This is a genomic window from Halomonas sp. hl-4 (assembly GCF_900215475.1).
GTDB lineage: Bacteria > Pseudomonadota > Gammaproteobacteria > Pseudomonadales > Halomonadaceae > Vreelandella.
The window spans coordinates 714,692-740,436 of sequence record NZ_LT907845.1; the positions used below are offsets into that span (position 1 = coordinate 714,692).

General features: G+C 51.1%; 21 protein-coding genes, 2 tRNA genes and 2 rRNA genes. 6 read left to right on the top strand and 19 right to left on the bottom strand.

The features are described 5' to 3' along the window. Window positions 1-14: 14 nt before the first annotated feature. From rpmI to CPH17_RS03585, 8 genes are all read right to left on the bottom strand, one after another. Window positions 15-209 (bottom strand): 50S ribosomal protein L35, encoded by a 195-nt coding sequence (gene rpmI / locus CPH17_RS03550; RefSeq protein WP_074396286.1) that lies wholly within the window; start codon window positions 207-209, stop codon window positions 15-17. 80 nt (window positions 210-289) lie between these two features. Beyond that, window positions 290-781 carry a translation initiation factor IF-3 gene (gene infC, locus CPH17_RS03555; protein WP_156524103.1) on the bottom strand — a complete coding sequence of 164 codons (492 nt, stop codon included), beginning with the start codon at window positions 779-781 and terminating at the stop codon, window positions 290-292. A 60-nt stretch (window positions 782-841) separates the two neighbouring features. Then, complete coding sequence (gene thrS, locus CPH17_RS03560; protein WP_074396284.1) at window positions 842-2,764, bottom strand: threonine--tRNA ligase; 1,923 nt, start codon at window positions 2,762-2,764, stop codon at window positions 842-844. A 206-nt stretch (window positions 2,765-2,970) separates the two neighbouring features. Continuing rightward, on the bottom strand, window positions 2,971-3,849 hold the full coding sequence (locus tag CPH17_RS03565) for an OmpA family protein (RefSeq protein WP_074396283.1): 879 nt from the start codon (window positions 3,847-3,849) through the stop codon (window positions 2,971-2,973). 290 nt (window positions 3,850-4,139) lie between these two features. Then, entirely contained in the window at window positions 4,140-4,607 is a 468-nt protein-coding gene (locus CPH17_RS03570; RefSeq protein WP_074396282.1) for a DUF2489 domain-containing protein, read from the bottom strand. Between the two features lie 181 nt (window positions 4,608-4,788). Next, on the bottom strand, window positions 4,789-5,910 hold the full coding sequence (locus tag CPH17_RS03575; protein ID WP_096298275.1) for a COX15/CtaA family protein: 1,122 nt from the start codon (window positions 5,908-5,910) through the stop codon (window positions 4,789-4,791). 33 nt (window positions 5,911-5,943) lie between these two features. Next, the gene (locus CPH17_RS03580) at window positions 5,944-6,459 is read right to left on the bottom strand and encodes a hypothetical protein (protein ID WP_096298277.1); all 516 of its coding nucleotides are present in this window, start codon (window positions 6,457-6,459) and stop codon (window positions 5,944-5,946) included. After that, window positions 6,459-7,178: an SURF1 family protein gene (locus CPH17_RS03585; protein WP_096300888.1), complete on the bottom strand. Its 720-nt coding sequence runs from the start codon at window positions 7,176-7,178 to the stop codon at window positions 6,459-6,461. Before CPH17_RS03585 ends, CPH17_RS03580 begins: the two co-directional genes overlap by 1 nt. A gap of 19 nt (window positions 7,179-7,197) precedes the next feature. Between CPH17_RS03585 and CPH17_RS03590 the strand changes: the two genes are divergently transcribed. Further along, window positions 7,198-7,350: a DUF2909 family protein gene (locus CPH17_RS03590; RefSeq protein WP_331712955.1), complete on the top strand. Its 153-nt coding sequence runs from the start codon at window positions 7,198-7,200 to the stop codon at window positions 7,348-7,350. Window positions 7,351-7,354: 4 nt separating this feature from the next. Here CPH17_RS03590 and CPH17_RS03595 read toward each other — a convergent pair whose 3' ends face one another. From CPH17_RS03595 to CPH17_RS03615, 5 genes are all read right to left on the bottom strand, one after another. Further along, complete coding sequence (locus CPH17_RS03595) at window positions 7,355-8,215, bottom strand: cytochrome c oxidase subunit 3 (RefSeq protein ID WP_096298279.1); 861 nt, start codon at window positions 8,213-8,215, stop codon at window positions 7,355-7,357. 1 nt (window position 8,216) lies between these two features. Continuing rightward, the gene (locus CPH17_RS03600) at window positions 8,217-8,801 is read right to left on the bottom strand and encodes a cytochrome c oxidase assembly protein (protein WP_096298281.1); all 585 of its coding nucleotides are present in this window, start codon (window positions 8,799-8,801) and stop codon (window positions 8,217-8,219) included. A gap of 39 nt (window positions 8,802-8,840) precedes the next feature. Beyond that, a complete protein-coding gene (ctaD, locus tag CPH17_RS03605; protein ID WP_096298283.1) occupies window positions 8,841-10,475 on the bottom strand; it encodes a cytochrome c oxidase subunit I in 1,635 nt (544 codons plus the stop codon). A 44-nt stretch (window positions 10,476-10,519) separates the two neighbouring features. Then, on the bottom strand, window positions 10,520-11,635 hold the full coding sequence (coxB, locus tag CPH17_RS03610; protein ID WP_096298285.1) for a cytochrome c oxidase subunit II: 1,116 nt from the start codon (window positions 11,633-11,635) through the stop codon (window positions 10,520-10,522). Between the two features lie 148 nt (window positions 11,636-11,783). Further along, complete coding sequence (locus CPH17_RS03615; RefSeq protein WP_074396273.1) at window positions 11,784-11,957, bottom strand: DUF2970 domain-containing protein; 174 nt, start codon at window positions 11,955-11,957, stop codon at window positions 11,784-11,786. Between the two features lie 206 nt (window positions 11,958-12,163). Between CPH17_RS03615 and CPH17_RS03620 the strand changes: the two genes are divergently transcribed. Next, window positions 12,164-12,370 carry a hypothetical protein gene (locus tag CPH17_RS03620; protein ID WP_096298287.1) on the top strand — a complete coding sequence of 69 codons (207 nt, stop codon included), beginning with the start codon at window positions 12,164-12,166 and terminating at the stop codon, window positions 12,368-12,370. Window positions 12,371-12,425: 55 nt separating this feature from the next. Here CPH17_RS03620 and hrpB read toward each other — a convergent pair whose 3' ends face one another. Both hrpB and CPH17_RS03630 read right to left on the bottom strand, forming a co-directional pair. Further along, the gene (gene hrpB, locus CPH17_RS03625) at window positions 12,426-14,864 is read right to left on the bottom strand and encodes an ATP-dependent helicase HrpB (RefSeq protein ID WP_074396271.1); all 2,439 of its coding nucleotides are present in this window, start codon (window positions 14,862-14,864) and stop codon (window positions 12,426-12,428) included. 6 nt (window positions 14,865-14,870) lie between these two features. Continuing rightward, complete coding sequence (locus tag CPH17_RS03630; RefSeq protein ID WP_074396270.1) at window positions 14,871-15,530, bottom strand: TetR family transcriptional regulator C-terminal domain-containing protein; 660 nt, start codon at window positions 15,528-15,530, stop codon at window positions 14,871-14,873. 201 nt (window positions 15,531-15,731) lie between these two features. On the opposite strand from CPH17_RS03630, the gene xdhA reads away from it, so the two are divergent. The 4 genes from xdhA to guaD are packed head-to-tail and all read left to right on the top strand — an operon-like array spanning window position 15,732 to window position 21,780. After that, window positions 15,732-17,189 (top strand): xanthine dehydrogenase small subunit, encoded by a 1,458-nt coding sequence (gene xdhA, locus CPH17_RS03635; protein WP_074396269.1) that lies wholly within the window; start codon window positions 15,732-15,734, stop codon window positions 17,187-17,189. Next, a complete protein-coding gene (gene xdhB / locus CPH17_RS03640) occupies window positions 17,173-19,596 on the top strand; it encodes a xanthine dehydrogenase molybdopterin binding subunit (RefSeq protein WP_096298289.1) in 2,424 nt (807 codons plus the stop codon). The genes xdhA and xdhB overlap by 17 nt, the downstream gene beginning before the upstream one ends. Continuing rightward, window positions 19,593-20,462, top strand: a complete 870-nt coding sequence (gene xdhC, locus CPH17_RS03645) for a xanthine dehydrogenase accessory protein XdhC (RefSeq protein WP_096298291.1) — start codon at window positions 19,593-19,595, stop codon at window positions 20,460-20,462. Before xdhB ends, xdhC begins: the two co-directional genes overlap by 4 nt. Before the next feature lies 1 nt (window position 20,463). Beyond that, window positions 20,464-21,780 (top strand): guanine deaminase, encoded by a 1,317-nt coding sequence (gene guaD / locus CPH17_RS03650; protein WP_096298293.1) that lies wholly within the window; start codon window positions 20,464-20,466, stop codon window positions 21,778-21,780. A 106-nt stretch (window positions 21,781-21,886) separates the two neighbouring features. Here guaD and rrf read toward each other — a convergent pair. The 4 genes from rrf to CPH17_RS03675 all read right to left on the bottom strand — a co-directional run bounded on the left by rrf (window position 21,887) and on the right by CPH17_RS03675 (window position 25,653). Further along, window positions 21,887-22,002 (bottom strand): 5S ribosomal RNA (gene rrf / locus CPH17_RS03655). 131 nt (window positions 22,003-22,133) lie between these two features. Beyond that, window positions 22,134-25,125 (bottom strand): 23S ribosomal RNA (locus CPH17_RS03660). Window positions 25,126-25,395: 270 nt separating this feature from the next. Beyond that, window positions 25,396-25,471, bottom strand: a tRNA-Ala gene (locus CPH17_RS03670). A 105-nt stretch (window positions 25,472-25,576) separates the two neighbouring features. After that, window positions 25,577-25,653: transfer RNA gene (locus CPH17_RS03675), tRNA-Ile, on the bottom strand. Window positions 25,654-25,745: the final 92 nt, after the last annotated feature.

A 25,745-nucleotide genomic window follows, 5' to 3' on the forward strand; every position in this document is an offset into this window, starting at 1 on the left:
AAGAAAATTCGACGTTACAGATTCGGCAGCATTCGCTGAACGAGCGCTTTATCAGACGCGTGAATCTGCTTCATACCGCGCAGCTGACGCTTACGCTTGGTCGATTTCTTGGTCAAGATGTGGCTACGAAAAGACTGCTTGTGCTTGAAGCCATTGGCGGTCTTTTTAAAGCGCTTTGCAGCACCACTGTTGCTTTTGATTTTCGGCATGAGAAAAACTCCGCTCGATGTTTTTTAGAAAACCCAGGGCCAACTACCAGATAAGGTAGCCCGTTAACTTCGCCGTTGGATCACTTCTTTTTCGGGGCAAGGATCATAATCATCTGGCGGCCTTCCATTTTTGGAAATGATTCCACCGCTCCGATCTCTTCCAGGTCGGCGGCAATCCTTTCCATCAGCTTACGGCCGATATCCTGGTGCGCCATTTCACGACCACGGAAGCGCAATGTGACCTTACCCTTGTCACCACCTTCTAAAAAGCGTGTCAGGTTTTTAAGCTTAACCTGATAGTCGCCTTCATCGGTGCCAGGCCGGAATTTGACTTCCTTAACCTGGATTTGCTTCTGCTTTTTCTTTTGAGCCGCTTTTTGCTTTTTCTGCTCAAAAACGAATTTGCCGTAATCCATAATCTTACAGACGATGGGGTCGGCATTCGAAATTTGCACGAGATCAAAACCGGAAGACTGAGCACGCTCTAACGCTTCAGTGGTGGGCACTACACCCAACTGTTCACCGTCGCTATCAATAAGACGCACTTCTTCTTCGGTAATTCGCTCGTTCATTGGTGGGCGCTTGTCTGCTGGGCGCCCTCGCTGATTGCTTCGCTTGATCGCTCCGTCTCCTTAGGCAATTGACGATGTCGCCAGGGCTGCTCGCTCTGTACCAAACCGTTCGATAAATGCATCGACCGTCATGGTGCCGAGATCTTCGCCGCTGCGAGTTCGCACGGCCACTGAGTCAGCGTCGACTTCCTTATCTCCTACCACCAGGAGATAGGGAATTTTCTGTAACGTATGTTCGCGGATTTTAAAGCCGATCTTCTCGTTCCTCAAGTCCGCTTTCGCACGCATTCCATTTTTTTGCAAACGCTGCTCTAAAGCAAGGGCGTAATCACGCTGCGCGTCGGTAATCGTCATAACGATGACTTGCTGCGGCGCTAGCCATAATGGCATTGCGCCAGCATAGTGCTCAATCAAAATTCCTAAGAAACGCTCAAAGGAACCTAAAATTGCACGATGCAGCATCACCGGGGTTTTACGAGAGCCGTCTTCAGCAACGTATTGTGCCCCGAGCCGACCTGGCAAATTAAAGTCGAGCTGTAGCGTACCACATTGCCAGACGCGATTCAGGCAATCGCGTAGCGCAAACTCAATTTTCGGACCATAAAAAGCCCCTTCCCCCGGCTGCAGGTCCCATTCGAGCCCTGTCGCATTGAGTGCCGCTTCTAGCCCTTGCTCGGCTTGGTCCCACATGACCGCTTCGCCAAGAAAATCGTCAGGCCGCGTCGAGAGCTTAAGCTCTACATCCTCAAAACCCAGCGTTTTATATACTTGCAGCGTTAACGCAATGAAGGCTTCCGCTTCAGATTGAATCTGGCTTTCGGTACAAAAAATGTGCGCATCGTCTTGGGTAAACCCTCGTACGCGCATCAGACCGTGTAAGGAGCCAGATGGTTCATTGCGGTGGCAGCTACCAAACTCTGCCAAACGGAGTGGTAAATCACGATAGCTTTTGAGCCCTTGGTTAAAGACTTGCACGTGGCAAGGGCAGTTCATCGGTTTAACCGCGTACTCCCGTTTCTCAGATTCGGTGGTGAACATCAGCTCATTGTAGTGCCCCCAGTGGCCTGATTTCTTCCACAGGGACAGGTCCACGACCTGGGGCGTTTTTATTTCCTGATACCCGTGTTCGCGCTGGATTTGGCGCATGTAATCTTCCAGCGCTTGGTACATCGTCCAGCCGTTGGGGTGCCAGAACACCATACCCGGCGCTTCTTCTTGCAAGTGAAAAAGGTCCATTTTGCGGGCCAATTTCCGGTGATCACGTTTTTCTGCTTCTTCTAACCGCTTCAAGTAGGCCTTGAGCTGCTTTTTATCTCCCCAAGCCGTGCCATAAATCCGCGTCAACATGGCGTTCGAGGCATCACCGCGCCAATAAGCGCCCGCTAGCTTGGTCAGTTTAAATGCCTTGAGGTGACGTGTATTAGGCACATGAGGGCCACGACACATGTCAGTGTATTCTTCATGATGATACAGGCGGATGGTAGCATCTTCGGGAATATCGCGAATGATCTCTTGCTTATAAGGCTCATCACGATGCAGGAAGGTCAGCATGGCTTGATCACGATCGACGTATTCTCGAACAACGTCATATTCATGCTCAATCAGTGCTTTCATGCGTGCTTCAATCGCATCCAAATCATCAGGCGACACTGAGTTGCCAAATTCGATATCGTAATAGAAACCATCTTCGATGACCGGCCCGATAGCCATTTTGGCATTGGGATATAGTTGTTTGACTGCGTGACCAATCAAATGGGCGCAGGAGTGCCGGATAACATCCAGCCCTTCAGGGTCACGGGCAGTAAGAATTGCCACCTGGGCATCTTTCTCAATTAAGTCCGCGGCATCAACCAATACACCGTCTATCTTTCCAGCAACACAGGCCTTAGCCAAACCAGGGCCAATGGACTCTGCCAGCTGCATAATGGAAAGCGGTACATCAAACGTTCTCTGACTGCCGTCTGGCAGTGTCACAATGGGCATGCAAATTGTCCTTGAGCGCAGTGGTGATCCATACCAAGGATCACATTTCGCTATCAATGATGTCGAAGATAGTTAAATACTAAATCAGGCGACAAGGCTAACAGATGTTAGCCCTAGCATAAATAAAAAGCGGAAGGCTCAAGGCCCTCCGCTTCATTTAAATTAACGCGTGGTAAACCGTTAGGTAAACGCGCTAACTGCTTACCTTAATTCCACTCATCCAGCTCTACGCGACGGTTTTCAGCGCGACCTGCATCAGTGTCATTGGTTGCAACTGGCTGCTCTTCACCGAAGCCTTCAGCCATCATGCGATCTGACTCAACGCCACGAGTAGCGAGGTAGTCGGTCACGGATTCAGCACGTGCTTGAGAAAGCTCTTTATTGTACTCAGCAGAACCAACTGAATCGGTGTGGCCTTCGATGCGAACGCGAACATCGGGGTTATTAACCAGACGCTCGGCAACACCATTAAGCACGTTACGCGCTTCAGAAGTCAACTGGGCAGAATCAAACTCAAAGTTTACATCTTCAAGCACAACGCTTTCAGGGCAACCTAGTGAGTTAACTTCTTCGCCAGCCGGTGTGTTGGGGCACTGATCACGATAGTCCGGTACACCGTCTTCGTCTGAATCGATCGGGCAGCCGTCAGCGTCAACCTCAACACCCGCAGGAGTACCTGGGCACTGATCACGGAAGTCCGGTACGCCGTCATCATCAGAATCTAACGGGCAACCTTCAGCGTCAACAGCGGCACCTGCAGGGATGTCGCCATCAAAACTCGGACATTGCGGTTCTTCAGGTTCAGGAGTTTTATCCGCACACAGCAAACCACCAATTGTGGCACCCGTTGTTGCGCCAACAACCGTACCAGTATCTTCATCAGAGCTACCGCTCGTTGCGTAACCGATGCTGCCGCCAATAATACTGCCTGCCAACCCACAAATGGCAGGGTGCTGATACCAGCTACGGTCTCCACTAGCGCTCGCTTGGCTTTGCCCAGAAGACTGGGAGGCAGAGCTAGCACAGCCGGAAAGGCCAACTACCAAAGCGGAACCGATTAGTAAGCCAGTCGTTGATTTTTTCATACAAGACTCCTTCTTGATCCAATGCTGACATGGCCATTAGTGACCAAATCTATATAATGCTTCTTTTTTTAAAGCGAGAGCATCCATTTTTCGCCTGCTTAACATCGTACAAGTTGGCCTCCCTCGATGCCAAGCTATTGCCCACGGTACCAAACCAGTGTTCGTAAGCAAGTTGTCGATATATCAACTTGTTGCTGACCAACACCCTTCAGCATAGCAAAATAAGTGTAGAGAGCACTAAATACCAACGGCTATGCTAAAAAAATATGGACGATCAATCCATTGACAGCTCAATGAAGCCCCTGCCCGCCTTTTTTGCGCCATGTAATAACGGCCTGTGCAGCCGCTAACACAGCACTTCGCATCTGTTCCTCAGCTGCCAAGCGCTCACGGTCTTCTTGCATGCGCTCACGCGGCGTTAGTTGCTGCCGTGCAGAATGGGTTTTCAGATGTTTTGTGAGCTGGTAATGATCGGAAAAGGCTTTAAACTCAGGTTTCTCAGTTAAATTTGGGTCAATAATTTCAAGCAACACTTTGCAGCGCCAGGCGCCTTCGGTCACATCAACTTGTTCCTGGACCAATGCAGCCGTCACCCAATCAAGATTTTCCAAGCTGTTAAGCTGTGCACGCTGGTCTTCTGCAACGCGAAAGGCATCACGACGCTTTACTTCCTGACGTAGGCGATAGGCATAACCCGCCAAGCCTAAAATGACCACTATCGCGACGAACAAAAGTAACATTGCGCTCGTCAGACCCATGATACTCCTTACCCAAACTTATCAATTACTTTACTAGATTTGTACACCTTATACCATTGAGTACGTACAAGATATACCCTTTTGGCGCCATATATGCATTTTAGCAATATCGAAACAACCTTAGGGCCGGTATTTTTGAGTATTAGCTCTTAAAACAACACCTTCATGAAAACACACAACCTCAATCGAAACGTGCTGACCGGCTGGCATCAGGCGTTACAATGTCAGCGTGTGCACGCGCAGCATTATGGGTCAACACCTCAAATGGCCGATAACGACGCAATGACGAGGCACTGAAATGAGCAGTCTCATTGCCAAGCGGGCCATAGCGCCACCGCCACCAAGCAAGTAAATAGCTGACAGTAAGCGCCATAGCCCCTGCGGTGTGTAGTAGTGCTAACCAAAGTGGCAACCACAAAAGAACGCTGGCAATACCTAGCGTGACTTGAAGACAGTACATTTTTAATACACTTACCAAACCTCGCGCCGCTTTATAATGACGGTATCGCCACCACAACATCAGGATAGCCACCCCCAATAAGCCACCCCATAAGCGATGCACCATGTGAATGGCCGTTCGCGCATCAGCATGTAGCTTGCCGTGTAAATAATTGGGACCTACGGTTTGAGTTAGATGGAACCCCTCACTAAGGTCCATGTCCGGCCACCATTGCGTATTACAAGACGGGAAGCCCTGACATGATATCCCCGCATAATTGCTCGAAACCCAGCCACCCAACGCTAACTGACCAAGTAATAAAACCGCTACTAGCCACCAATACACAGATGCCTTACTGGGTGTTCTATAGGTACCGTTTTGCAAGGCTTTCAAACGACAGTGCAGCCAGACAAAAATCGATAGAATTCCCATGCCACCTAATAAATGTAGCGTTACAACTTGGGGCCACAATGTGAGCGTTACAGTCAGCGCGCCAAAAATCCCTTGAGCCACGATAACAAGTAACAAAAGCACACTAATGCGCCACGGATAGTGCTTAGTTCTTCTAAATGGCCAGCCTAGCCACAGCAGCAATATCGCGGTAGCACCTAGCAGCGTCGCGATATAACGATGAAACATCTCAAGCCACGCTTTTGAAGCTTCTAGCGGAAAGGCTGGATAGCTTACCGCCGCATCATATGCCGTGGGCACTACCCACTGACCATAGCAACCAGGCCAATCCGGACAGCCAAGGCCAGCGTCGGATAAGCGTGTCCAGGCACCTACCAACATCACTAAAGCAGTTAAGGCGATACCAATCAAGGAGAGTGCCTTTATGACGGCAATACGCTGATGATTAACCATTGAGACCCCTCCACGGCAAATATTAGCTCTGAACTACCTAGCGTTTACCTTGAATAAGTGCTGTGTATCATCGAGTATTTTCTCCACTGAAATAGAAGCTGGGAATGACAGTGCAGGACGTCCTTCTGGATCGATAAGCCATACACTATTCGCTTTCCGCCAAGGTGGAGATTCATGCCAACGTGCCAATTGCTCACCAGGCAAGGTTTCATCATCTCCTCCAATACGTAGGCGCGTTAAGCGATCAGCGTCACGCCCCAAAGCGCGATGCATCCGCCACAGAACATCCCGACGTTCAGCACACTGCTGCGAACAATCAAAGGCAAGCGTCCACCGTTTCTGCGAAGTGGCAAAATTTGCCTCTGTGTCAATGGGCCAGTCCTCGAGTGATGGTATTTGCTCAGCTGGCGAACCATTGGCGATACTTTGCTGTGGAACCCCCACTCGCCACTCAACCATTCCCCAAGCAGTGACAATAGGAGCAGCAAAAATAATGAATATCAGCAACAGCTTAACTCGCTGACGATTAGCCGAATTGAGGGCGGCCATTAAGTCTCCTTATTGTGTCCACGTTCAGAGTTAAAGTATCGTCCACCTATCCACATCGTAATTAGCGCGACGAGCGCAAGCCCCCACCACTGAAATGCATAGGCAAGGTGCCTACTGGCAGGCATCACATTGGCCTGCCACCATTCTGAAAAGACACCGCCACCATCTTGCGCATGCACCCACCCTTGATAACGAAAATCTGGTATTACACCTTGCCAAGGCGCTAAGCTAATTTGCTGCAGCCGAGTCCCCTCAATGTTTGGTCCAAACAGCAAGCCATCATCCTTTGTAGACTGCCATTCGCCCGTTAATGAGACCTGTCGGTCAGGTGTCGATACACTAGGAGGGTCGCGACTCGTGCCGGTTTCAATAAAACCGCGCTGAATCAGCCAGTAATGACCAAATTTATCTTTTAACGGCGTTAAAACGGCGACACCCAAACGCCCCTCAAGGATACGATTATCTAAAAAAAAGGTATGTTCAGGCATATACTCTCCGTTGAGCGTAACGTCTGCCCCTTCAATGGGCTGGGTTTGTGGGTCAACAAGGGCTGGGGCACTGGCTCGCGCCGATGCCGCTGCTTGTTTGTTGTCGGCTCGGTCCCATTGCCATACACCGAGGAACCCACCTAACAAAACCAACGAAAGCCAAAAGGCATACCAGCCATATTGACGCCAGCGACATAAGGAACGTTTTTTTATGCTACTTAAATCACTCATTATCATTATTTTTATCGCCATGTTGCTTAGTTTAGCGGCAGGTGCTGGTTACCTGTTACGCGATGGAACATCGTCCAAGCGGCTACTCACCTCATTGAAGTGGCGAATAGGCTTCGCCGCCCTACTCTTAGTACTTATTACGTATGGCTTTTTGAGCGGCCAACTCACTTAATAACTCAAACTACATAAACAAAGATAAACAACCCCAGCCATACAACGTCGACAAAATGCCAATACCAGCAAGACGCCTCGAAAGCAAAGTGCTGAGAATCCGAAAAATGCCCACGGAAAATACGCACCAACATCACCATAAGAATCAAAGTGCCAATAATAACGTGAACACCGTGAAAACCCGTTAATATAAAGAACGTAGAGCCAAAAATACCAGCTTCCAGTGTAATGCCATAATGTTGATAAGCTTCATAATATTCGACACCTTGAATAAAAATAAAACAACAACCAAGCAAAACAGTGCCAGCCAGCCAATTCCTACATACTGAGCGATGCCCCTCTTTAAGTGCCTCGTGCGCAATCGTTAAGGTGATACTTGAGGTAACCAATAACAAAGTATTCACCAACGGCAACTGCCAGGGACTGAATACATTATCAGGCCCCGAAATGGAGGCGTCAGGCGGGCTCAATAAAGGCCATTCGGCTATAAAGTTTGGCCATAAAAGTGCAGATACACCTTTCGTTCCTTCACCGCCTAACCATGGAACGGCAAACGTTCTAACGTAAAATAAAGCACCAAAAAAAGCAGCAAAAAACATCACTTCAGAAAAAATGAACCACCCCATCCCCCAACGGAATGAGCGATCCATTTGGTTATTATAAAGCCCGAGATGAGACTCTTTAATGACATCTCGAAACCAAAATGCCATTACCGTCACAATCGAAAGAAAGCCTATTGCGATTACCAGCGCAGTGGTACCATAAACAAGCTGCGCGCCTAAACCTATCATCAGCAAACCAACTGCCAGAGACCCTAATATCGGCCAGCGACTTGTTGCAGGAACGTAATAGCTAGCGCCACTCATATCAAATCTCCCCATTTTTGTTATTCATGTTTTTTGCTACAGCTGGGCTATCATCATTTTCTTTTATGGGGTATAGCGTATATACCAATGTAACGGTCGCTATATCCTTTGGCAATGTATTGTCTAATTGAAAAACAAGTGGAATTGTAAGGCTTTCATTAGCCTCGAGTCGTTGCTCCTGGAAACAAAAGCAACTCACCTTACGCACATGCGCTGTTGCAGAAGAGGGGCTAACACTGGGCACAGCCCGCCCCCAGCTAACCGACTGGCTGCGATTGGAAAACGTAAAATCAATCTCAGTCGTTTGGCCTGGATGAACCTGTACTTGGTGGCTTTCAACCCCTAGTTGCCAAGGCAGCCCTGCACTCGTGCGCGTAATAAACTGAACCGTCACATAACGTTCGCTATTAACGTCGTCGCCTAAAGCACGTTTCGCTGTCGTACTCACCTTGCCATTGATACCAGTTACATCGCAAAAAACGTCGTACAGTGGAACCAGCGAAAAAGCAAAAGCAAACATACCCACCAAAGCGAAAATTGTCTTAGTGACCGTTTTCTTAACCCCATCTGCTTGGTATGAATGCATATACCTCTCCATGTAATGCTACATAGTGGGATTAACTACTTATTTTTCTGCCGGACGAAATACAGGAGGCGTCTCGAACGTATGTAAAGGGGCCGGGCTAGGTACCGTCCACTCTAAATCGACCGCACCTTCCCATGCTTGAGCAGGTGCTTGCTTCCCCCCTTTCACGCATAAAACGATTACCAGCACGAAAAGCAGTTGCGACGTGCCAAAAAAGAAAGCGCCTATACTGGAGACCAAATTAAAGTCGGCAAACTGAAGAGCATAGTCCGGTATCCTTCTGGGCATGCCGGCTAAACCGGCAAAATGCATAGGGAAGAATGTCAAGTTAACACCAATAACGGAAAACCAGAAATGCCACTTTGCAAGCGTCTCGTTTGGATAGTGCCCTGTCCATTTGGGCAGCCAGTAATATACCCCCGCCATAATGGCAAAGATGGCACCTGGGACTAAAACGTAATGAAAATGAGCCACAACAAAATAGGTGTCGTGATATTGAAAATCAGCTGGTGCAATAGCAAGCATTAACCCCGAAAACCCGCCGATGGTAAATAACACTACGAAAGCAAGCGCGAATAACATTGGCGACTCAAAACTAATTGAGCCCCGAAAAAGAGTTGTCACCCAATTGAAAACTTTAACCCCCGTAGGTACGGCGATCAGCATCGTCGAATACATAAAGAATAATTCAGCGACCAAAGGCAGCCCCACTACAAACATATGGTGCGCCCATACCAAAAATGATAATAGAGCAATGGCAGCGGTTGCATATACCATGGAGGCGTACCCAAAAAGCGGCTTTCGGGCGAAAGTGGGAATGATCGCCGACACAATACCAAAAGCCGGCAAAATCATTATGTAAACTTCAGGATGACCAAAAAACCAAAAAAGGTGCTGAAAAAGCACAGGGTCACCGCCCCCACCCGCATCGAAAAAACTAGTCCCAAAGTTAATATCCATCAGCATCATCGTAATGACGCCCGCCAAAACCGGCATCACTGCAATGAGTAAGAAAGCGGTGATTAACCAAGTCCACACAAATAGAGGCATATCCATCAGACGCATGCCAGGTGCACGCATGTTTAAAATGGTAGCGATAATATTAATCGCGCCCAAAATCGAACTAATCCCAGCGATGTGTAAAGCGAGAATAAAAAAGGTTGTCGATGCCGGAGCATAGGTCGTAGACAAGGGCGCATAGAACGTCCAGCCGAAATTCGGACCACCCCCCGGCATTAATAGTGTGGAAAGTAGCAATGTAAACGCTACAGGCAGAAGCCAAAAACTAAAGTTATTCAATCGCGGCAATGCCATATCAGGTGCGCCGATTTGCAATGGAATCATCCAGTTAGCTAGCCCTGTAAAGGCTGGCATAACAGCGGCAAACACCATAATAAGGCCATGCATCGTTGTCATCTGATTAAAAAACTCAGGATTGACTAACTGCAAGCCCGGCTGAAATAGCTCCGCACGAACCACAAGCGCGAAGATACCGCCAACAAAAAACATGGTTAAAGAAAAAATTAAATAAAGCGTGCCAATTTCTTTATGGTTAGTGGTTAAAACCCAACGCCGCCAACCTGTTGGCGACGACGCATGGTGGCTAACACCACCAGCGCTGGCTATTGACTCGCTATTCTGTAGCGTCGACTGCAGAGGTATCTTTGGTGCCATATCCGTCTCCAAACATATTATTATCGGTTTTACCTGCAGTACATCTATGGGTCGATTTGTTCTGCAACGCTTGCGGGCTGAACTTGCTCTTGGGTGTCATTACCCCAAGCGTTTTGGGTATAAGTAACTACCGCAGCAATTTCAGCCGGATTCAAGGTACTGCGGAACGCCGGCATCGCCGCCCCAGAAACACCATTGATAACTTTATCTAAATGCCAATCGAGATCATCAATTAACTGTTGATTACCCGCGAGCGCCGGAAATGCCGGTGGAGACCCCTCTCCATCCGATTCATGGCACGATGCACATATCGACTCGTAAACCGTTTCCCCCCTTTCCATCAACTCATCCATGGCCCACTCGCGATCAACGCCTTGAGATTCTTGCTCAGCTGCTTGTTTACGCTCAGCAATCCATTCATCGAAGGCGTCTTCTTCCATTGCTTGAACCACCACAGGCATAAACCCGTGGTCAATGCCGCAAAGCTCTGCACATTGCCCCCGATAAATGCCCGGCTCATTAATTTTGACCCAGTTTTCGTTTATAAACCCAGGAATAGTGTCTTGCTTAACGGCCAGATCAGGCACCCACCAGGAGTGAATAACGTCGTCAGAGGTCATCAGAAAACGAATTTTACGGTTAATCGGTAGAACAAGAGGCTCGTCCACTTCTAGCAGATAATGCTCTCCTCGGCTTTCGTCGCCACCAATTTGGTTACGAGGGGTACTAAGATTGGAATTAAAGGCAACATCCTCGCCCAGATATTCATAACGCCAACGCCATTGCTGGCCCGTTATCATGACGTCCAACTCAGCATCGGAAGCATCGTACATATCTTTCAGTGTAGCCGTAGCAGGCACGGCCATGCCGACGAGAATAAGAACGGGAATTACCGTCCAAAGTATTTCTACCTTGGTGTTCTCATGAAAGTGGGCCGCTTTGGCTCCCCGTGCATGACGGTAGCGCGCAAGCGAATAAAACATGGCTCCAAAGACCACCACCCCAATGGCGACACATATCCAAAAAATGGTCATGTGAAGGCCGTGGATCTCACGACTCACATTGGTCACACCAATGGGCATATTCCACGATTGGGCGAAGCAAGCAGCACTACTTAACACACCTGCACAAACCACTAATGGTCGCCACCATAAGCGCATTGAAGCCCCCTTGTTATTGTTGTTGTGGCGGTACGCCACTTCCCAAATTTAGGTGCTAGACAGACAAGTACCGAAAAACGCTATCAAATGTAGTATAGAAAACACCCGCCAATGTTCACGTCATTTAAGAAAAATAAAGCCGTCTCGTTTAACCTGCAATAAAAAAAGCCAGCCCCCATAGCACCATAACGAACAATAAAGTGATGATAATGAAAGCAATAATAAACATAGCCGGGTGCTTGTGGCTGAAATCCTCACGCCGTTTGCGATCACTTTGCACCCCGATGAGTGCTGCAAGCACCGATTTAATTACCGACCACATACTCACCTCTTTGGATCGCTAGTGCCGCTAGCCTATCGCTATGCTCTGGTTATGCTTATTAATTCACAATAGCTCACTGCCAACATGTTACCGTACGAGCTTTCAACGCTTTAAACGCATCAAGCATTTGCTAATTTACACTTTACACTACTGGCTTCTATAGTTGATTGATAATATTGATTTTCAAAAGCCCAAGGAGACGACTGATGAATACTCGACTATTGAAAATTTTGGCCCCGTCCTTCACCGCCTGCCTATTGGTCGTGTCGCTTTCTGGGTGCACCACTTACACCTGGGAGGATGGCTCAAAAGAGACCCTATTAGGCGTGCCGCCAGAAGATGAAAGACTTACTGAAGAGGAGCGCCGCGCTCAAGGCGTCCGTTACCGCAAGCCCGGCGAGATACCCGAATAAATGTGATTTAGCGTTCTTTGCCAGACAAGGGCTGCGCTGATTACGGAGCTTTCGTTTATCGTCTCCGGTTCGTCCTTGAGGTGGCTGTCGCAGACAAGGGGTCTTCTGGCCATGGGTGCTTTGGATAGCGCCCTCGCATTTCTTTACGTACTTCTGGATAGCCATTAAGCCAGAAACTACGTAGATCCTGCGTGACTTGAAGGGGACGCCTGGCCGGTGAGAGCAAGTGAATCATGACCGCGACATGGCCATCGAGAAGAGTGGGCGTCTCCTGCCATCCAAACGCTTCTTGAAGCTTAAGCGCCAGAATCGGTGGCCGGTCCTCCAAGCAAGGCGTGTAATCAATAGCCACTTGCTTGCCACTCGGCACCGTCAGCAAAGTAGGCGTCAAACGCTCAAATGATACCTGCTTATCCCACTTCAGCGAGCCCAGTAAGTAGGTATGAAAAGGCATTTTTTCGAGCTGACTCATGCGCGACACCCCCTCCATATAAGGTGCCAACCATGCTTCTAGGCTACCTACCAGTTTTTTATCAGACCAGTCAGGCCACTCTTTCGGAGAGGCTTGATGAAGAAGCGCCATGCGCCCCTGCAACTGCTTAACATTGTCGGTAAACAGCGGTTCCGGTCGTTGCTTTAATGCCTTTAGCAGCGCGTCGATAACCGCGCCTGCAGGCAATTCCTCAAGCGGTTGAGTCGCCAGTATCAGCTCACCATGGCGCTGAATCGCTTCGCCGATGAGTTTTCCCTGAGCATCTGACCAATAGATGTGGTCGTGCCAATGCTGGGTAGCTGGGTAAAGGCTGACGAGCGTAGCGTATTCAAGTGGCTCAGCCACATATATCCTGGCCTCGCTAGACGCGCTTTCTACGCTTAATGCCACAAGATAGGGCTCATTCGCCAGTGGATGACTAATCGGCAGCGTGGCGGTTTTGCCATTTGCGAGTTTAAAGCGCCCCAGGCTGATAAACTGACCGATACGATCAGGATAAGCCAGTGCCAGCAATGTACTTAGCGATGCATAGCCAATATGGCGAGGAAAAGCCGTATTACCCATTACCGCCAAGCGTTTAGCCTCACGCTGCCAGTAGGGGAAGCGTGCAGCCTGGCAATAACGTTCGTCTAGCGCATCGCGAAGCGAATCGTTGATACGGTCCTGGCTTTCTAGCAGTGCAGCCAAGCCACAGGCCAGCGGCATCATGCCTAGTGAACCAGCTTTCGTTAGCATCGCAGCCAGCCGAGGCTCTAACGGCCAACCAGCACTTTGTTTACCAAAAGGGGTCAACATACCCGCTCGGTCAATGATGCCCAACTCACGTAGCAGTGCTTGGCCACTTTGCCAAGCACCTCTAGGTGGCGGAGTCATCCATGTTAAATCGTTTGGGGACTGTACGCCCCACGCCGCTAGTTCAAGTACCAGTCGGGATAAGTCAGCTTGCAGTATTTCCGGCTCACCGAAGGCAACTAATGGCTGTTCTGGAGACCATAATCTAAAGCAAAGCCCTGGGCATTGCCGCCCCGCTCGCCCGCGACGCTGATCGGCACTGGCCCGATTAACACGTCGCGTGGTCAATTGTGTAAGCCCTGTGCGCGGTTGAAACAACGGAACCCGCTCTAGACCCGCATCAATGACCACGCTCACACCGTCTACCGTCACACTGGACTCCGCGATAGCCGTTGACACGACAACGCGTTGGCGTAAGACATTTTGCTTGAGGGCCTGCTGCTGGGCCTCTATTGACATACGCCCGTGCAAGGCCCTCACCTCGATATCGAGATCGGCATTTTCCAGCAGCTCGATCAGGCGGTTAATCTCAGCCACACCAGGTAGTATTACCAGGATATCGCGAGTGTCCGGCTTCGCTAAGGCTTCACGGACTACTTGACAGCCCAGCGTTTCCAGCGCGATTTCACTTGTCGCTGGCCGATAGAAGGTGTCAACGGGATACTGACGCCCAGTGCTTTCAATAACCGGTGTCTCTAGCCCAAGGACGTTCTGCAACGCCACGACATCAATAGTGGCGGACATGACAATAAGGCGGAGATCGTCGCGAATACTTTGCTGGACATCCAGCGCCAACGCTAGCCCCAGGTCCGCCTCGATGCTGCGCTCATGAAACTCATCGAAGATAATCCCGCCAATCCCCTCAAGTAACGGATCATCCTGCAGCATACGGGTAAGCACCCCCTGGGTGACGACTTCTAACCGGGTATGCTCGCTGACTTGGCTGTCACCGCGCATTCGATAGCCCACCGTATGACCCACCGGTTCATTAAGCTGCAGGGCCATAAACGTTGCCGCCAGCCGCGCTGCGACTCGACGGGGTTCCAGCAGCAATAGCCTTTGACCTTGTGCCCACTGGCTAGAAAGCAGAGTCAGCGGGACACGAGTGGTTTTACCAGCCCCTGGCTGAGCCACCAAGATAAGTCGATTGTGTGCGGTTAAGGCCTCTTGCAGAGAAGCTAAATGCGGCTCGATGGGTAACGTCGACATAGACAGTCACACAGGAGCAGAACGTGGGGCAACTGGATGCTGAATACCGCACCCTTTTAAGATCACTTGTTCAAGGAATCGGGAGATCGATTCAAGGCCTTCTTCATTAAGCGCATCTTTACCTAGAATTGCGCTGACCTGAGCACTATATTCAGTGTAATGCTGAGTTGCGGACCAAATCAGAAAAATAAGTAAGCGTGGATCAATATTGTCCATTTTGCCTTGGCTTGACCACTGTCGAATAATGGCCGCCCGAGAAGCGACCCAATCGCGTAATTCGCCAGATAAATACTCATTTAGGAAAGGAGCACCCGCTAAAATTTCAGCGGCAAATAATTTAGAGCCTTCAGGATATTGCTGACCGAGCACCATCTTAGTGCGTATGAAATCGCTAAGGACACGACCAGGATCGCTTTCAGGCGTTATGTCTTCAAGAACCGCGTTCCAGCGAGTCATCATGCGGTTGAGCAATCGGACGTAAAGTGCCTGCTTGCTACCCATGTAATACAGAATATTGGCTTTGGGCAATCCTGCCTGATCAGCAATTGCCTGCAAACTGGCCCCCCGATATCCATGCTGCGAAAACACCTGCTCAGCAGCACTCAATATAATCCGCTCGATGCGGTATCGACCGGCGCTTTCCTGGTTAGCTGTTTCAGCCGTCATTCGCTGGGTTCCTTAATTCATTGCTAAAAGAGAGGAATATCGATGATAACCGCGGCTTCCATAAAATGCCCCAAAACCAAGCGCTATACGTTTCCTCGCACTACATAAGCGCAGCGATCAAAACCTTGCAAGAAGCGCTATTTTGTCTCAAGCTCAAGCAGTATTGACCGATCGGTCAAAGCAATTACGATGGAGTTTGGTATGGCTACAATTGAGTTTTTGCTCAATGGCACCCCCAAGCAGTGCAGCGTGTCACCAGACACTAGCATTTTAACGTTATTACGCGACCATTTGGGCATGACAGGCACCAAAGAGGGATGCGCTTCCGGCGACTGCGGGGCTTGCACGGTAGCTATTTGTAATCCTGAGAACGCTGCGCCCTGCTTTCAAAGCGTCAACGCCTGCATTACTCCAGCGCATCAGCTTCATCGCCGCCATGTAGCCACTATCGAAGGCTTAGCTCAAGGCGACCAGCTACACCCAGCGCAACAAGCCATGATTGAATGCCACGGTAGCCAATGCGGATTTTGTACACCGGGGATCGTCATGTCGCTTTTCACCCTGCACACCACTCAGCAACAACACCCCGCTCCTTTAACTCCAGAGCGATTGGAAGCCGTATTGGGTGGTAACTTATGCCGCTGTACTGGCTATCGCCCCATACGCGATGCAGCATTAAGTATGCAACAGATGCCCTGGCAGGCACCGCAGTGGTTCGATGCTTCGCTGCCCATCGCACCACCTTCTGGTGTGTCGGACGTCAAAGACAACAACGCGCCGTTGTTTGCTCAGCCAACCACACTTGGCGAACTCACCAATTCGCGCCGCCTTTATCCCAGCGCCCGGTTAGTCGCCGGCGCAACGGATTTATGGCTGGAAAATACTCAGCGGTTAGTAAAACTGGATCAGCTTATTGATGTTTCACAGGTTAGCGAGCTGCGCCAAATCGAGGAAATCACTTTCCATGAGCAGCCGGGCTGGTGGGTAGGCGCTGGAGTCACTTACACCCAGCTAGAGCCGCTGCTAGGCAACCACTTTCCGGCATTTGCGCACTTGCTACAACGTCTGGGCTCTCAGCAAATACGCAATAGAGGAACCATCGGCGGCAATATTGCCAACGCATCTCCTATTGGCGATACGCCACCTGTCTTACTAGCGCTTAACGCTTGGGTAGAGCTTGCCAACCACGATGGTTCAAGACAGCTCCCTTTGAGTGCTTTCTTTATCGACTATAAAAAAACCGCTCTGGCAGCAGATGAAGTTGTCAGTAGAGTGTTTATCCCAAAATTGGCTAGCACCGCGACGCTTCGTGTTTGGAAATTATCTAAGCGGCGCGAAGACGATATATCAGCAGTATTGGGTGCATTTTGCTACCGACTGGAAGATGGCGTGATACAAGACATGCGCATCGCGTTTGGCGGCATGGCCGCTACGCCTAAACGAGCGCTCGAAACCGAAGCGATGCTGGAAGGCCAACCGCTCTCCAAAACCAGTTTTCAAAAGGCGCAGCGGGCACTTGCCGATGAGTTTCAACCGATGAGCGATGTGCGGGGCAGCCAGAATTATCGTCAGCAAGCAGCCCTCAACCTGCTAGAGCGTTTATATATGACGCTTTCAGCGCCCGACCAGGAGGTGATGCTTCATGCGTACGCTCACTAAACTCGATGGCGACAGCAGTCGTGCGCGCCGTGAGCTATATGATCAGATTAAAGGCTCTAGCCCGCTTGCCCGCCACACGGTCGACAGTGATGGGCAACGCCAGGCAGGAAGCGCAAGCTTTCACGAAAGCGCGAAAAAGCACGTCACTGGCAAAGCAGCTTATATTGACGATTTAAAAACACCCGCAGATGCTCTGCACGTTGCGCTTGGCTTATCAACCGCCGCCCATGGCACGTTAACAAAACTTGAGCTTGATGCGGTTAAACAAGCACCTGGGGTCATCGACGTCATAACGTTTGACGATGTACCGGGCCACACTGATATTGGACCGGTATTTCCGGGCGACCCTATCTTTGTGGACCACGAAATCAGCTATGCTGGCCAGTGTATCTTTGCGGTGGCCGCGACATCGTTACAGGCAGCCCGCCGGGCCGTGAAGCTCGCCAACCTGCATATCGATGAACAACCTGCGAGCCTTGATCCCGTGGCTGCCGCCGAGCGTGAAGAATTTGTCCGCCCTACGCACGTACAAGAGCGTGGTGACTGGCAGGGAGCCTTGGAACAAGCAGCACAACTCATCGAGGGCGAACTCTTCATCGGCGGACAGGAACACTTCTATCTTGAGGGCCAAGCATGCATCGTGCTGCCTACCGAAGATGAAGGTGTCATAGTCCACACGTCTAACCAGCACCCCAGTGAAACTCAAAAGCTTGTTGCCGAAGTGTTGGGTATTCCCTTCCATGCGGTCACCGTTGAAGTTCGCCGCATGGGTGGCGGGTTTGGCGGCAAAGAAACCCAAGCCTCTCCCTGGGCGTGTATTGCTGCACTCATTGCCCGCCGAACGGGCAAAGCCACCCGCTTGCGCTTGCCTCGCAGCGAGGATATGCGCGCGACGGGAAAACGACACCCTTTTCATAACCGCTACCGGTTGGCGATTGATCAACAAGGCATCATTCAGGGCGGCGAGCTTACCCTTATCGGTGACTGCGGTTACTCCCCTGACCTCTCCGACGCCATTGTAGATCGTGCGATGTTTCATGCTGATAACGCCTACTCATTGGGCAATGCGCGCGTCACCGGCCATCGTGCAAAAACGCACACAGCATCAAACACAGCCTTCCGAGGGTTTGGCGGGCCACAAGGAATGATGATCATTGAGGCCGCAATGGATGACATTGCCCGCAAGGTTGGCGAAGACCCGCTAACCATCCGTAAGCGGAATTTTTACCGAGAGGGCCGCGACGTTACTCATTATGGCCAGCAAGTGGATCAAAAACAGTTACTTCACACCCTGGTGGAAACACTTGAGAACAGCAGTGACTACTGGTCACGCCGCCATGCCATAAATGAGTTCAACACGACGAGCCCAATTATCAAAAAGGGCCTTGCCCTTACGCCGGTTAAATTCGGCATTTCGTTTACCGCCCAGCACCTTAATCAAGCGGGTGCGCTGCTTCACGTGTATACCGACGGCAGCATCATGATCAATCATGGCGGCACGGAAATGGGTCAGGGGCTGCATACCAAGATTTGCCAAGTTGTGGCAAGAGAGCTTGGGCTTGATCTGGACAGCGTACGCATCAGTGCAACGCGTACCGATAAAGTACCTAATACGTCGCCCACTGCCGCCTCCAGTGGCGCCGACTTAAACGGCATGGCAGCACGGGATGCGGCAAGTAAACTACGCGAACGCCTCTTCGACTTCGCTGCAGAACATTTTACTGAGGGCTTAGACCGCGAAGGTATGCATTTGAAAGACGGCATGCTGGTGGCTGGATTCGGCGAGAGCGAACGCCGTATCCCTTGGGGCGAGCTTGTACAAACCGCCTACCTGAATCGTATCTCGCTCTCTGAAAAAGGCTTCTATGCCACACCACTGATTTATTACAACCGGGCCAGCGGCCAAGGGCGCCCTTTCTATTACTATGCCTTTGGCGCCGCCGTGAGCGAAGTGAGCGTGGATACGCTGAGCGGCGAGTACCAGGTGGATCGGGTGGATATCCTTCATGATGTCGGGGATTCGCTCAACCCGGCCATCGATATGGGCCAGGTGGAAGGCGGCTTTATACAGGGCATGGGATGGCTAACCAGCGAAGAGCTAAAATGGAACGATAATGGCGTGTTAGTCACCGATGGCCCAGCGACTTATAAGATCCCAACCTTCGGTGATCTTCCACCTATTTTTAATGTTGACCTGCTGGAGGGCCACCCTAACTCCATGGCTAGCCTATATCGCTCCAAGGCCGTCGGCGAACCCCCTTTTATGCTGGGAATTTGCGTATGGTCAGCGCTGCGGGATGCACTCGCCAGCCTTACGGATTATCGCACCTCACCTCACTTGGACACGCCAGCCACCCCTGAAAGAGTCATGCTGGCAGCCAATGCCATTAGGAATAAAGCGTTATGACGCAGGCTTCTGAAACATGGCACGCTGCTCTGCACCGCTTGCAGCGCAGCGGTACACCCCATGTGCTGGCTACACAGGTCACTAGCGCGGGCTCGACGCCACGTGAGCCGGGAGCGCGTATGGTCATTACTGCCGATGCTATCTTCGACACGCTCGGGGGTGGAACATTTGAGTGGCAAACCATCAGCGCCGCCCGGGGCTTTTTGCAACAAGGCAGCGCAGGCTTTCATTTAGAATCCTTTTCGCTGGGTGGCCGCAGCGGTCAGTGCTGCGGCGGCTTTGTGAATGTCCTGCTAGAAGTATTCCCCGGTGTAGAAGCGCATATCGCTATCTTTGGCGCAGGCCATGTCGGCCGCGAAATAGCTACCTTAAGCGCCCCACTACAATGGCAATTGCATTGGTACGATAGCCGTAGCAATGTCTTTAGTGGTCAGGATCAGCATCAATCACGGGTTAGCTGTCACCTGCTTAAGGATGTCTCTCAAAGTATCGCTGCATTGCCCTCGCAAGCCCATGCGCTGGTGCTTACCCATAGTCATGATGAAGATTACGCACTTATTGCAGCCCTCATCGAACGTAATGACGTTGCGTCTATCGGGTTAATTGGCTCCGAGAGTAAGTGGGCAAGCTTTCAAGGTCGCCTCCAGAGAAACGGCTATACCGCGGAGCAGATTGCCCGTGTGCGAAGCCCTATTGGCCGCATTTACGGCCAGAAGCTCAACAATAAGACGCCCTATGCGATTGCCCTAACAGTCGTGACTGAGCTGCTGTGGTTAACAGACACCTCTCCCTCTCAAGAAAACCGCGGACTTGACCCTCAGGCCCTGCGTGCGCTACTCGCCGATTCCCCGATTGCCTCGAGTTAATATGACTTCCTCTACCGATACGTTTATTCGTGCTGAATTAATTAGCTTTGCACACGATCCTGGCGAAGGAAATACGCCGTGCCCCGGCAGCCTGGAACACTACGCCGATGGGTTACTCTGGTTAAAAGGGCAACACATACACGCCGTTGGCCACTTTTATGAAGTAGCACCGTCGCTACCGGAAAATATTTCAATATTGGACTACCGCGACAAGCTCATCATGCCAGGGTTTATCGATACCCACGTCCACTATGTTCAACTGGACATTGTGGCCTCCTATGGGCGTCAGCTACTTGACTGGCTAAACGACTACACTTTTCCAGAAGAGTGTCGTTTTGCAAATCACGCCCATGCGGAGGCTTTATCAAATGCCTTCATAGACGAAATGCTGCGCGCTGGCACCACAACAGCCCAGGTCTTCGGATCTAGTCACCCAGGCTCCGTAGATGCGTTCTTTACCGCCTGTCAAAAACGAGATCTGCGTATGATCGCAGGCAAAGTGCTTATGGATCGTAACGCGCCAGATGCATTACTGGATGGAGCGTCAGGCATTGCTGACAGCGAACGACTCATTGAGGATTGGCACGGCAAGGGGCGACTAGGCTACAGCGTCACGCCACGCTTTGCGCCCACGTCCACGAAGGCACAAATGGATGCCGCTGGCGCACTTCTGCGTAACGACCCCACGCTCTGGCTACAAACCCACTTGGCCGAAAATAGTGGTGAGTTGGACTGGGTAGCGGAACTGTTTCCGGGAAGCCAAGACTATTTGTCCGTGTATGAAAAGGCAGGGTTAGTTGGCCCTCGTAGTACCTTTGCTCATGGCATTCACCTTGATAACGGTATGCGAAGGCGGTTAGCAGAGCGCGGCGCAAATATCGCCTTCTGTCCGAGCTCTAACCTTTTTCTTGGCAGCGGACTTTTTGATCGAGAGGCCGCTAAAGAGACTGGCATGGCGTTTACCTACGCCACCGATATTGGGGCTGGAACTGATTTATCTGGGTTTGGAACGCTAAAAAGTGCTTACCAGGTTGGCCAACTTCGAGGGCAGCCTCTTACCGCTTGGCAAGGCTTTTATGGCCTCACCCATGGTAATGCCAAAGCACTCTCTCTCGACAGTCATATTGGCCAGCTTGCGCCTTCCTATGAGGCAGACTTTGTGGTCATTGATCCACAGGCAACGTCGCTGCTTTCCAGACGCATCAAGCACTCCACTACACTCGGCGAGCGACTCTTTGCGTTAATGATGCTTGCGGATGACCGCGCCATTTATGAAACCTGGGCAGGCGGGCAGTGCCAGCACCGCAGGGACAGTTAATCGCCATATTCGAAGCCCCTCAATGGGCGGCTTTTACGCATATTTCTTTTTCTTTCGCGCAATAAAAAGCCCCAGCTTCGTTAGAAGCTGGGGCTTTGGTATAAGTGCCTGACAATGACCTACTCTCGCATGGGGAGACCCCACACTACCATCGGCGCGAAGCGGTTTCACTGCTGAGTTCGGCATGGGATCAGGTGGTTCACGCTTGCTATGGTCGTCAGGCGTAACTTTAAATGTCTATCATGCTGTGTTTTGTGGCGTCTCTCTTACCAAGCCCTGTGCCTTAAACACTTGGCTCAGTGCGCGTATCCGGTTTCATCATTATCATCACGACCAGACCCCTTGGGTGTTATAGGGTCAAGCCTCACGGGCCATTAGTACACGTTAGCTCAACACCTTGCAGCGCTTCCACACCGTGCCTATCAACCAGCTGGTCTCGCTGGGCCCTTCAGGAGGCTCTAGGCCTCAGGGATGTCTCATCTTGAAGGGGGCTTCCCGCTTAGATGCTTTCAGCGGTTATCCCGTCCGCACATAGCTACCCGGCAATGCCACTGGCGTGACAACCGGAACACCAGAGGTGCGTCCACTCCGGTCCTCTCGTACTAGGAGCAGCCCTTCTCAAACATCCAACGCCCACGGCAGATAGGGACCGAACTGTCTCACGACGTTCTAAACCCAGCTCGCGTACCACTTTAAATGGCGAACAGCCATACCCTTGGGACCGACTTCAGCCCCAGGATGTGATGAGCCGACATCGAGGTGCCAAACACCGCCGTCGATGTGAACTCTTGGGCGGTATCAGCCTGTTATCCCCGGAGTACCTTTTATCCGTTGAGCGATGGCCCTTCCATACAGAACCACCGGATCACTAGAACCTGCTTTCGCACCTGCTCGACGTGTCTGTCTCGCAGTCAAGCACCCTTATGCTCTTGCACTCATTGCACGATGTCCGACCGTGCTGAGGGTACCTTCGTGCTCCTCCGTTACGCTTTGGGAGGAGACCGCCCCAGTCAAACTACCCACCACACACTGTCCTCGATCCGGATAACGGACCTGAGTGAGAACGCCAATGATGCCAGGCTGGTATTTCAAGGTTGGCTCCACCCGAACTGGCGTCCGAGTTTCAAAGCCTCCCAGCTATCCTACACAGGCAACATCAGCGTCCAGTGTGAAGCTATAGTAAAGGTTCACGGGGTCTTTCCGTCTAGCCGCGGGTACACCGCATCTTCACGGCGATTTCAATTTCACTGAGTCTCGGGTGGAGACAGCGTGGCCATCATTACGCCATTCGTGCAGGTCGGAACTTACCCGACAAGGAATTTCGCTACCTTAGGACCGTTATAGTTACGGCCGCCGTTTACCGGGGCTTCAATCAAGAGCTTCGGACGAATCCTAACACCATCATTTAACCTTCCGGCACCGGGCAGGCGTCACACCCTATACGTCCGCTTGCGCGTTAGCAGAGTGCTGTGTTTTTAATAAACAGTTGCAGCCACCTGGTATCTTCGACCGGTTCTCGCTTAAGCCGCAAGGGCTCTCACAATACGCCGGCGTGCCTTCTCCCGAAGTTACGGCACCATTTTGCCTAGTTCCTTCACCCGAGTTCTCTCAAGCGCCTTGGGATTCTCACCCTGACCACCTGTGTCGGTTTGGGGTACGGTCGCACATGATCTGAAGCTTAGAGGCTTTTCCTGGAAGCGTGGCATCGATGACTTCAACACCTTAGTGTCTTCGTCTCGTCTCTCGGCCTTAAGGGTCCGGATTTACCTAAACCCTCAGCCTACGGACTTTCACCAGGACTACCAACGCCTGGCTCATCTAGCCTTCTTCGTCCCCCCATCGCAACCATGTCCGGTACGGGAATATTGACCCGTTTCCCATCGACTACGCCTTTCGGCCTCGCCTTAGGGGCCGACTCACTCTGCTCCGATTAGCGTCGAACAGAAACCCTTGGTCTTCCGGCGAGGGAGTTTTTCACTCCCTTTATCGTTACTCATGTCAGCATTCGCACTCGTGATACCTCCAGCAGACTTCTCAATCCACCTTCATCGGCGTACACGACGCTCCTCTACCGCGCATTCCTAAGAACGCACCCGTAGCTTCGGTACCTGGTTTAGCCCCGTTACATCTTCCGCGCAGGCCGACTCGACTAGTGAGCTATTACGCTTTCTTTAAAGGATGGCTGCTTCTAAGCCAACCTCCTAGCTGTCTGAGCCTTCCCACATCGTTTCCCACTTAACCAGGATTTCGGGACCTTAGCTGACGGTCTGGGTTGTTTCCCTTTTCACAACGGACGTTAGCACCCGCTGTGTGTCTCCCACGCTCGCACTCACCGGTATTCGGAGTTTGCCTCGGGTTGGTAAGTCGGGATGACCCCCTAGCCGAAACAGTGCTCTACCCCCGGCGGTGATACGTGAGGCGCTACCTAAATAGCTTTCGAGGAGAACCAGCTATCTCCGAGCTTGATTAGCCTTTCACTCCGATCCACAAGTCATCCAAATCTTTTTCAACAGATCCTGGTTCGGGCCTCCAATTGATGTTACTCAATCTTCACCCTGCTCATGGATAGATCGCTCGGTTTCGGGTCTATATCCAGCGACTGCGTCGCCCAGTTAAGACTCGGTTTCCCTACGGCTCCCCTATACGGTTAACCTCGCCACTGAATATAAGTCGCTGACCCATTATACAAAAGGTACGCAGTCACCCCATCACTAAGCCACCTCTGCTTGTTTGGGTGGGTTGAACGTTGCAAGCAACGTTAACCGTCAAGCGGGGGCTGATGGTGTTCCACATCACGAAGAAGCTTAGTGATGGGGCTCCTACTGCTTGTACGCACACGGTTTCAGGATCTATTTCACTCCCCTCTCCGGGGTTCTTTTCGCCTTTCCCTCACGGTACTGGTTCACTATCGGTCAGCCAGGAGTATTTAGCCTTGGAGGATGGTCCCCCCGTCTTCAGTCAAGGTTTCTCGTGCCCCGACCTACTCGATTTCACATGATCAGACTTTCGACTACGGGGCTATCACCCGCTACGGCCGCGCTTCCCAACGCATTCGCCTAATCAGTCACATGCTTAAGGGCTGGTCCCCGTTCGCTCGCCGCTACTGGGGGAATCTCGGTTGATTTCTTTTCCTCAGGGTACTTAGATGTTTCAGTTCCCCTGGTTCGCCTCCTGGCCCTATAGATTCAGGACAGGATACCGATCTTGTGATCGGTGGGTTTCCCCATTCAGAGATGCCCGGGTCACAGGTTGTTTGCCACCTCGCCGAGCCTTATCGCAGGCTTCCACGTCTTTCATCGCCTCTGGCTGCCTAGGCATCCACCGTGTGCGCTTCATTGCTTGACCCTATAACCCGAAGGAGTCTGGTATCTCGCAATGATAACGATTGCCGGATACGCTTGAGACGTATCACAAAACAATTACGTAGGAACGTGTTCAACACACGTTCCTGTCAGCATGATATACATTGTTAAAGAGCGGTTAGAGCTAGAAGCCCTAAGCTGGAAGCTTGAAGAGAAAACTTTCTCCCAAGCACCTAGCTTAAAACTTCGTCAAGACGGTTTTGATGTCGTTCAAGTTGGGCTTTTTCTTCAAGCTTCTAACGTCAAGCTTGATTGGTGGAGCCAAGCGGGATCGAACCGCTGACCTCCTGCGTGCAAGGCAGGCGCTCTCCCAGCTGAGCTATGGCCCCATTAACACACAATTTTTCCGGGAAATTTTATTCAGAACAAGGCATTTTATGGCGACGCATAGCCTGCTATGCGAGTCATAAAATAACGCAGTGCTGGATAAAATTTGGTGGGTCTGGGCAGACTTGAACTGCCGACCTCACCCTTATCAGGGGTGCGCTCTAACCAACTGAGCTACAGACCCGGCTATTCAGCCATTACAGATATTGGGAACCTGTAGCAGCTAAATTAACTACCGTTTGCTCTATCACTTGATCAGGTAATTCATTGTGAGCG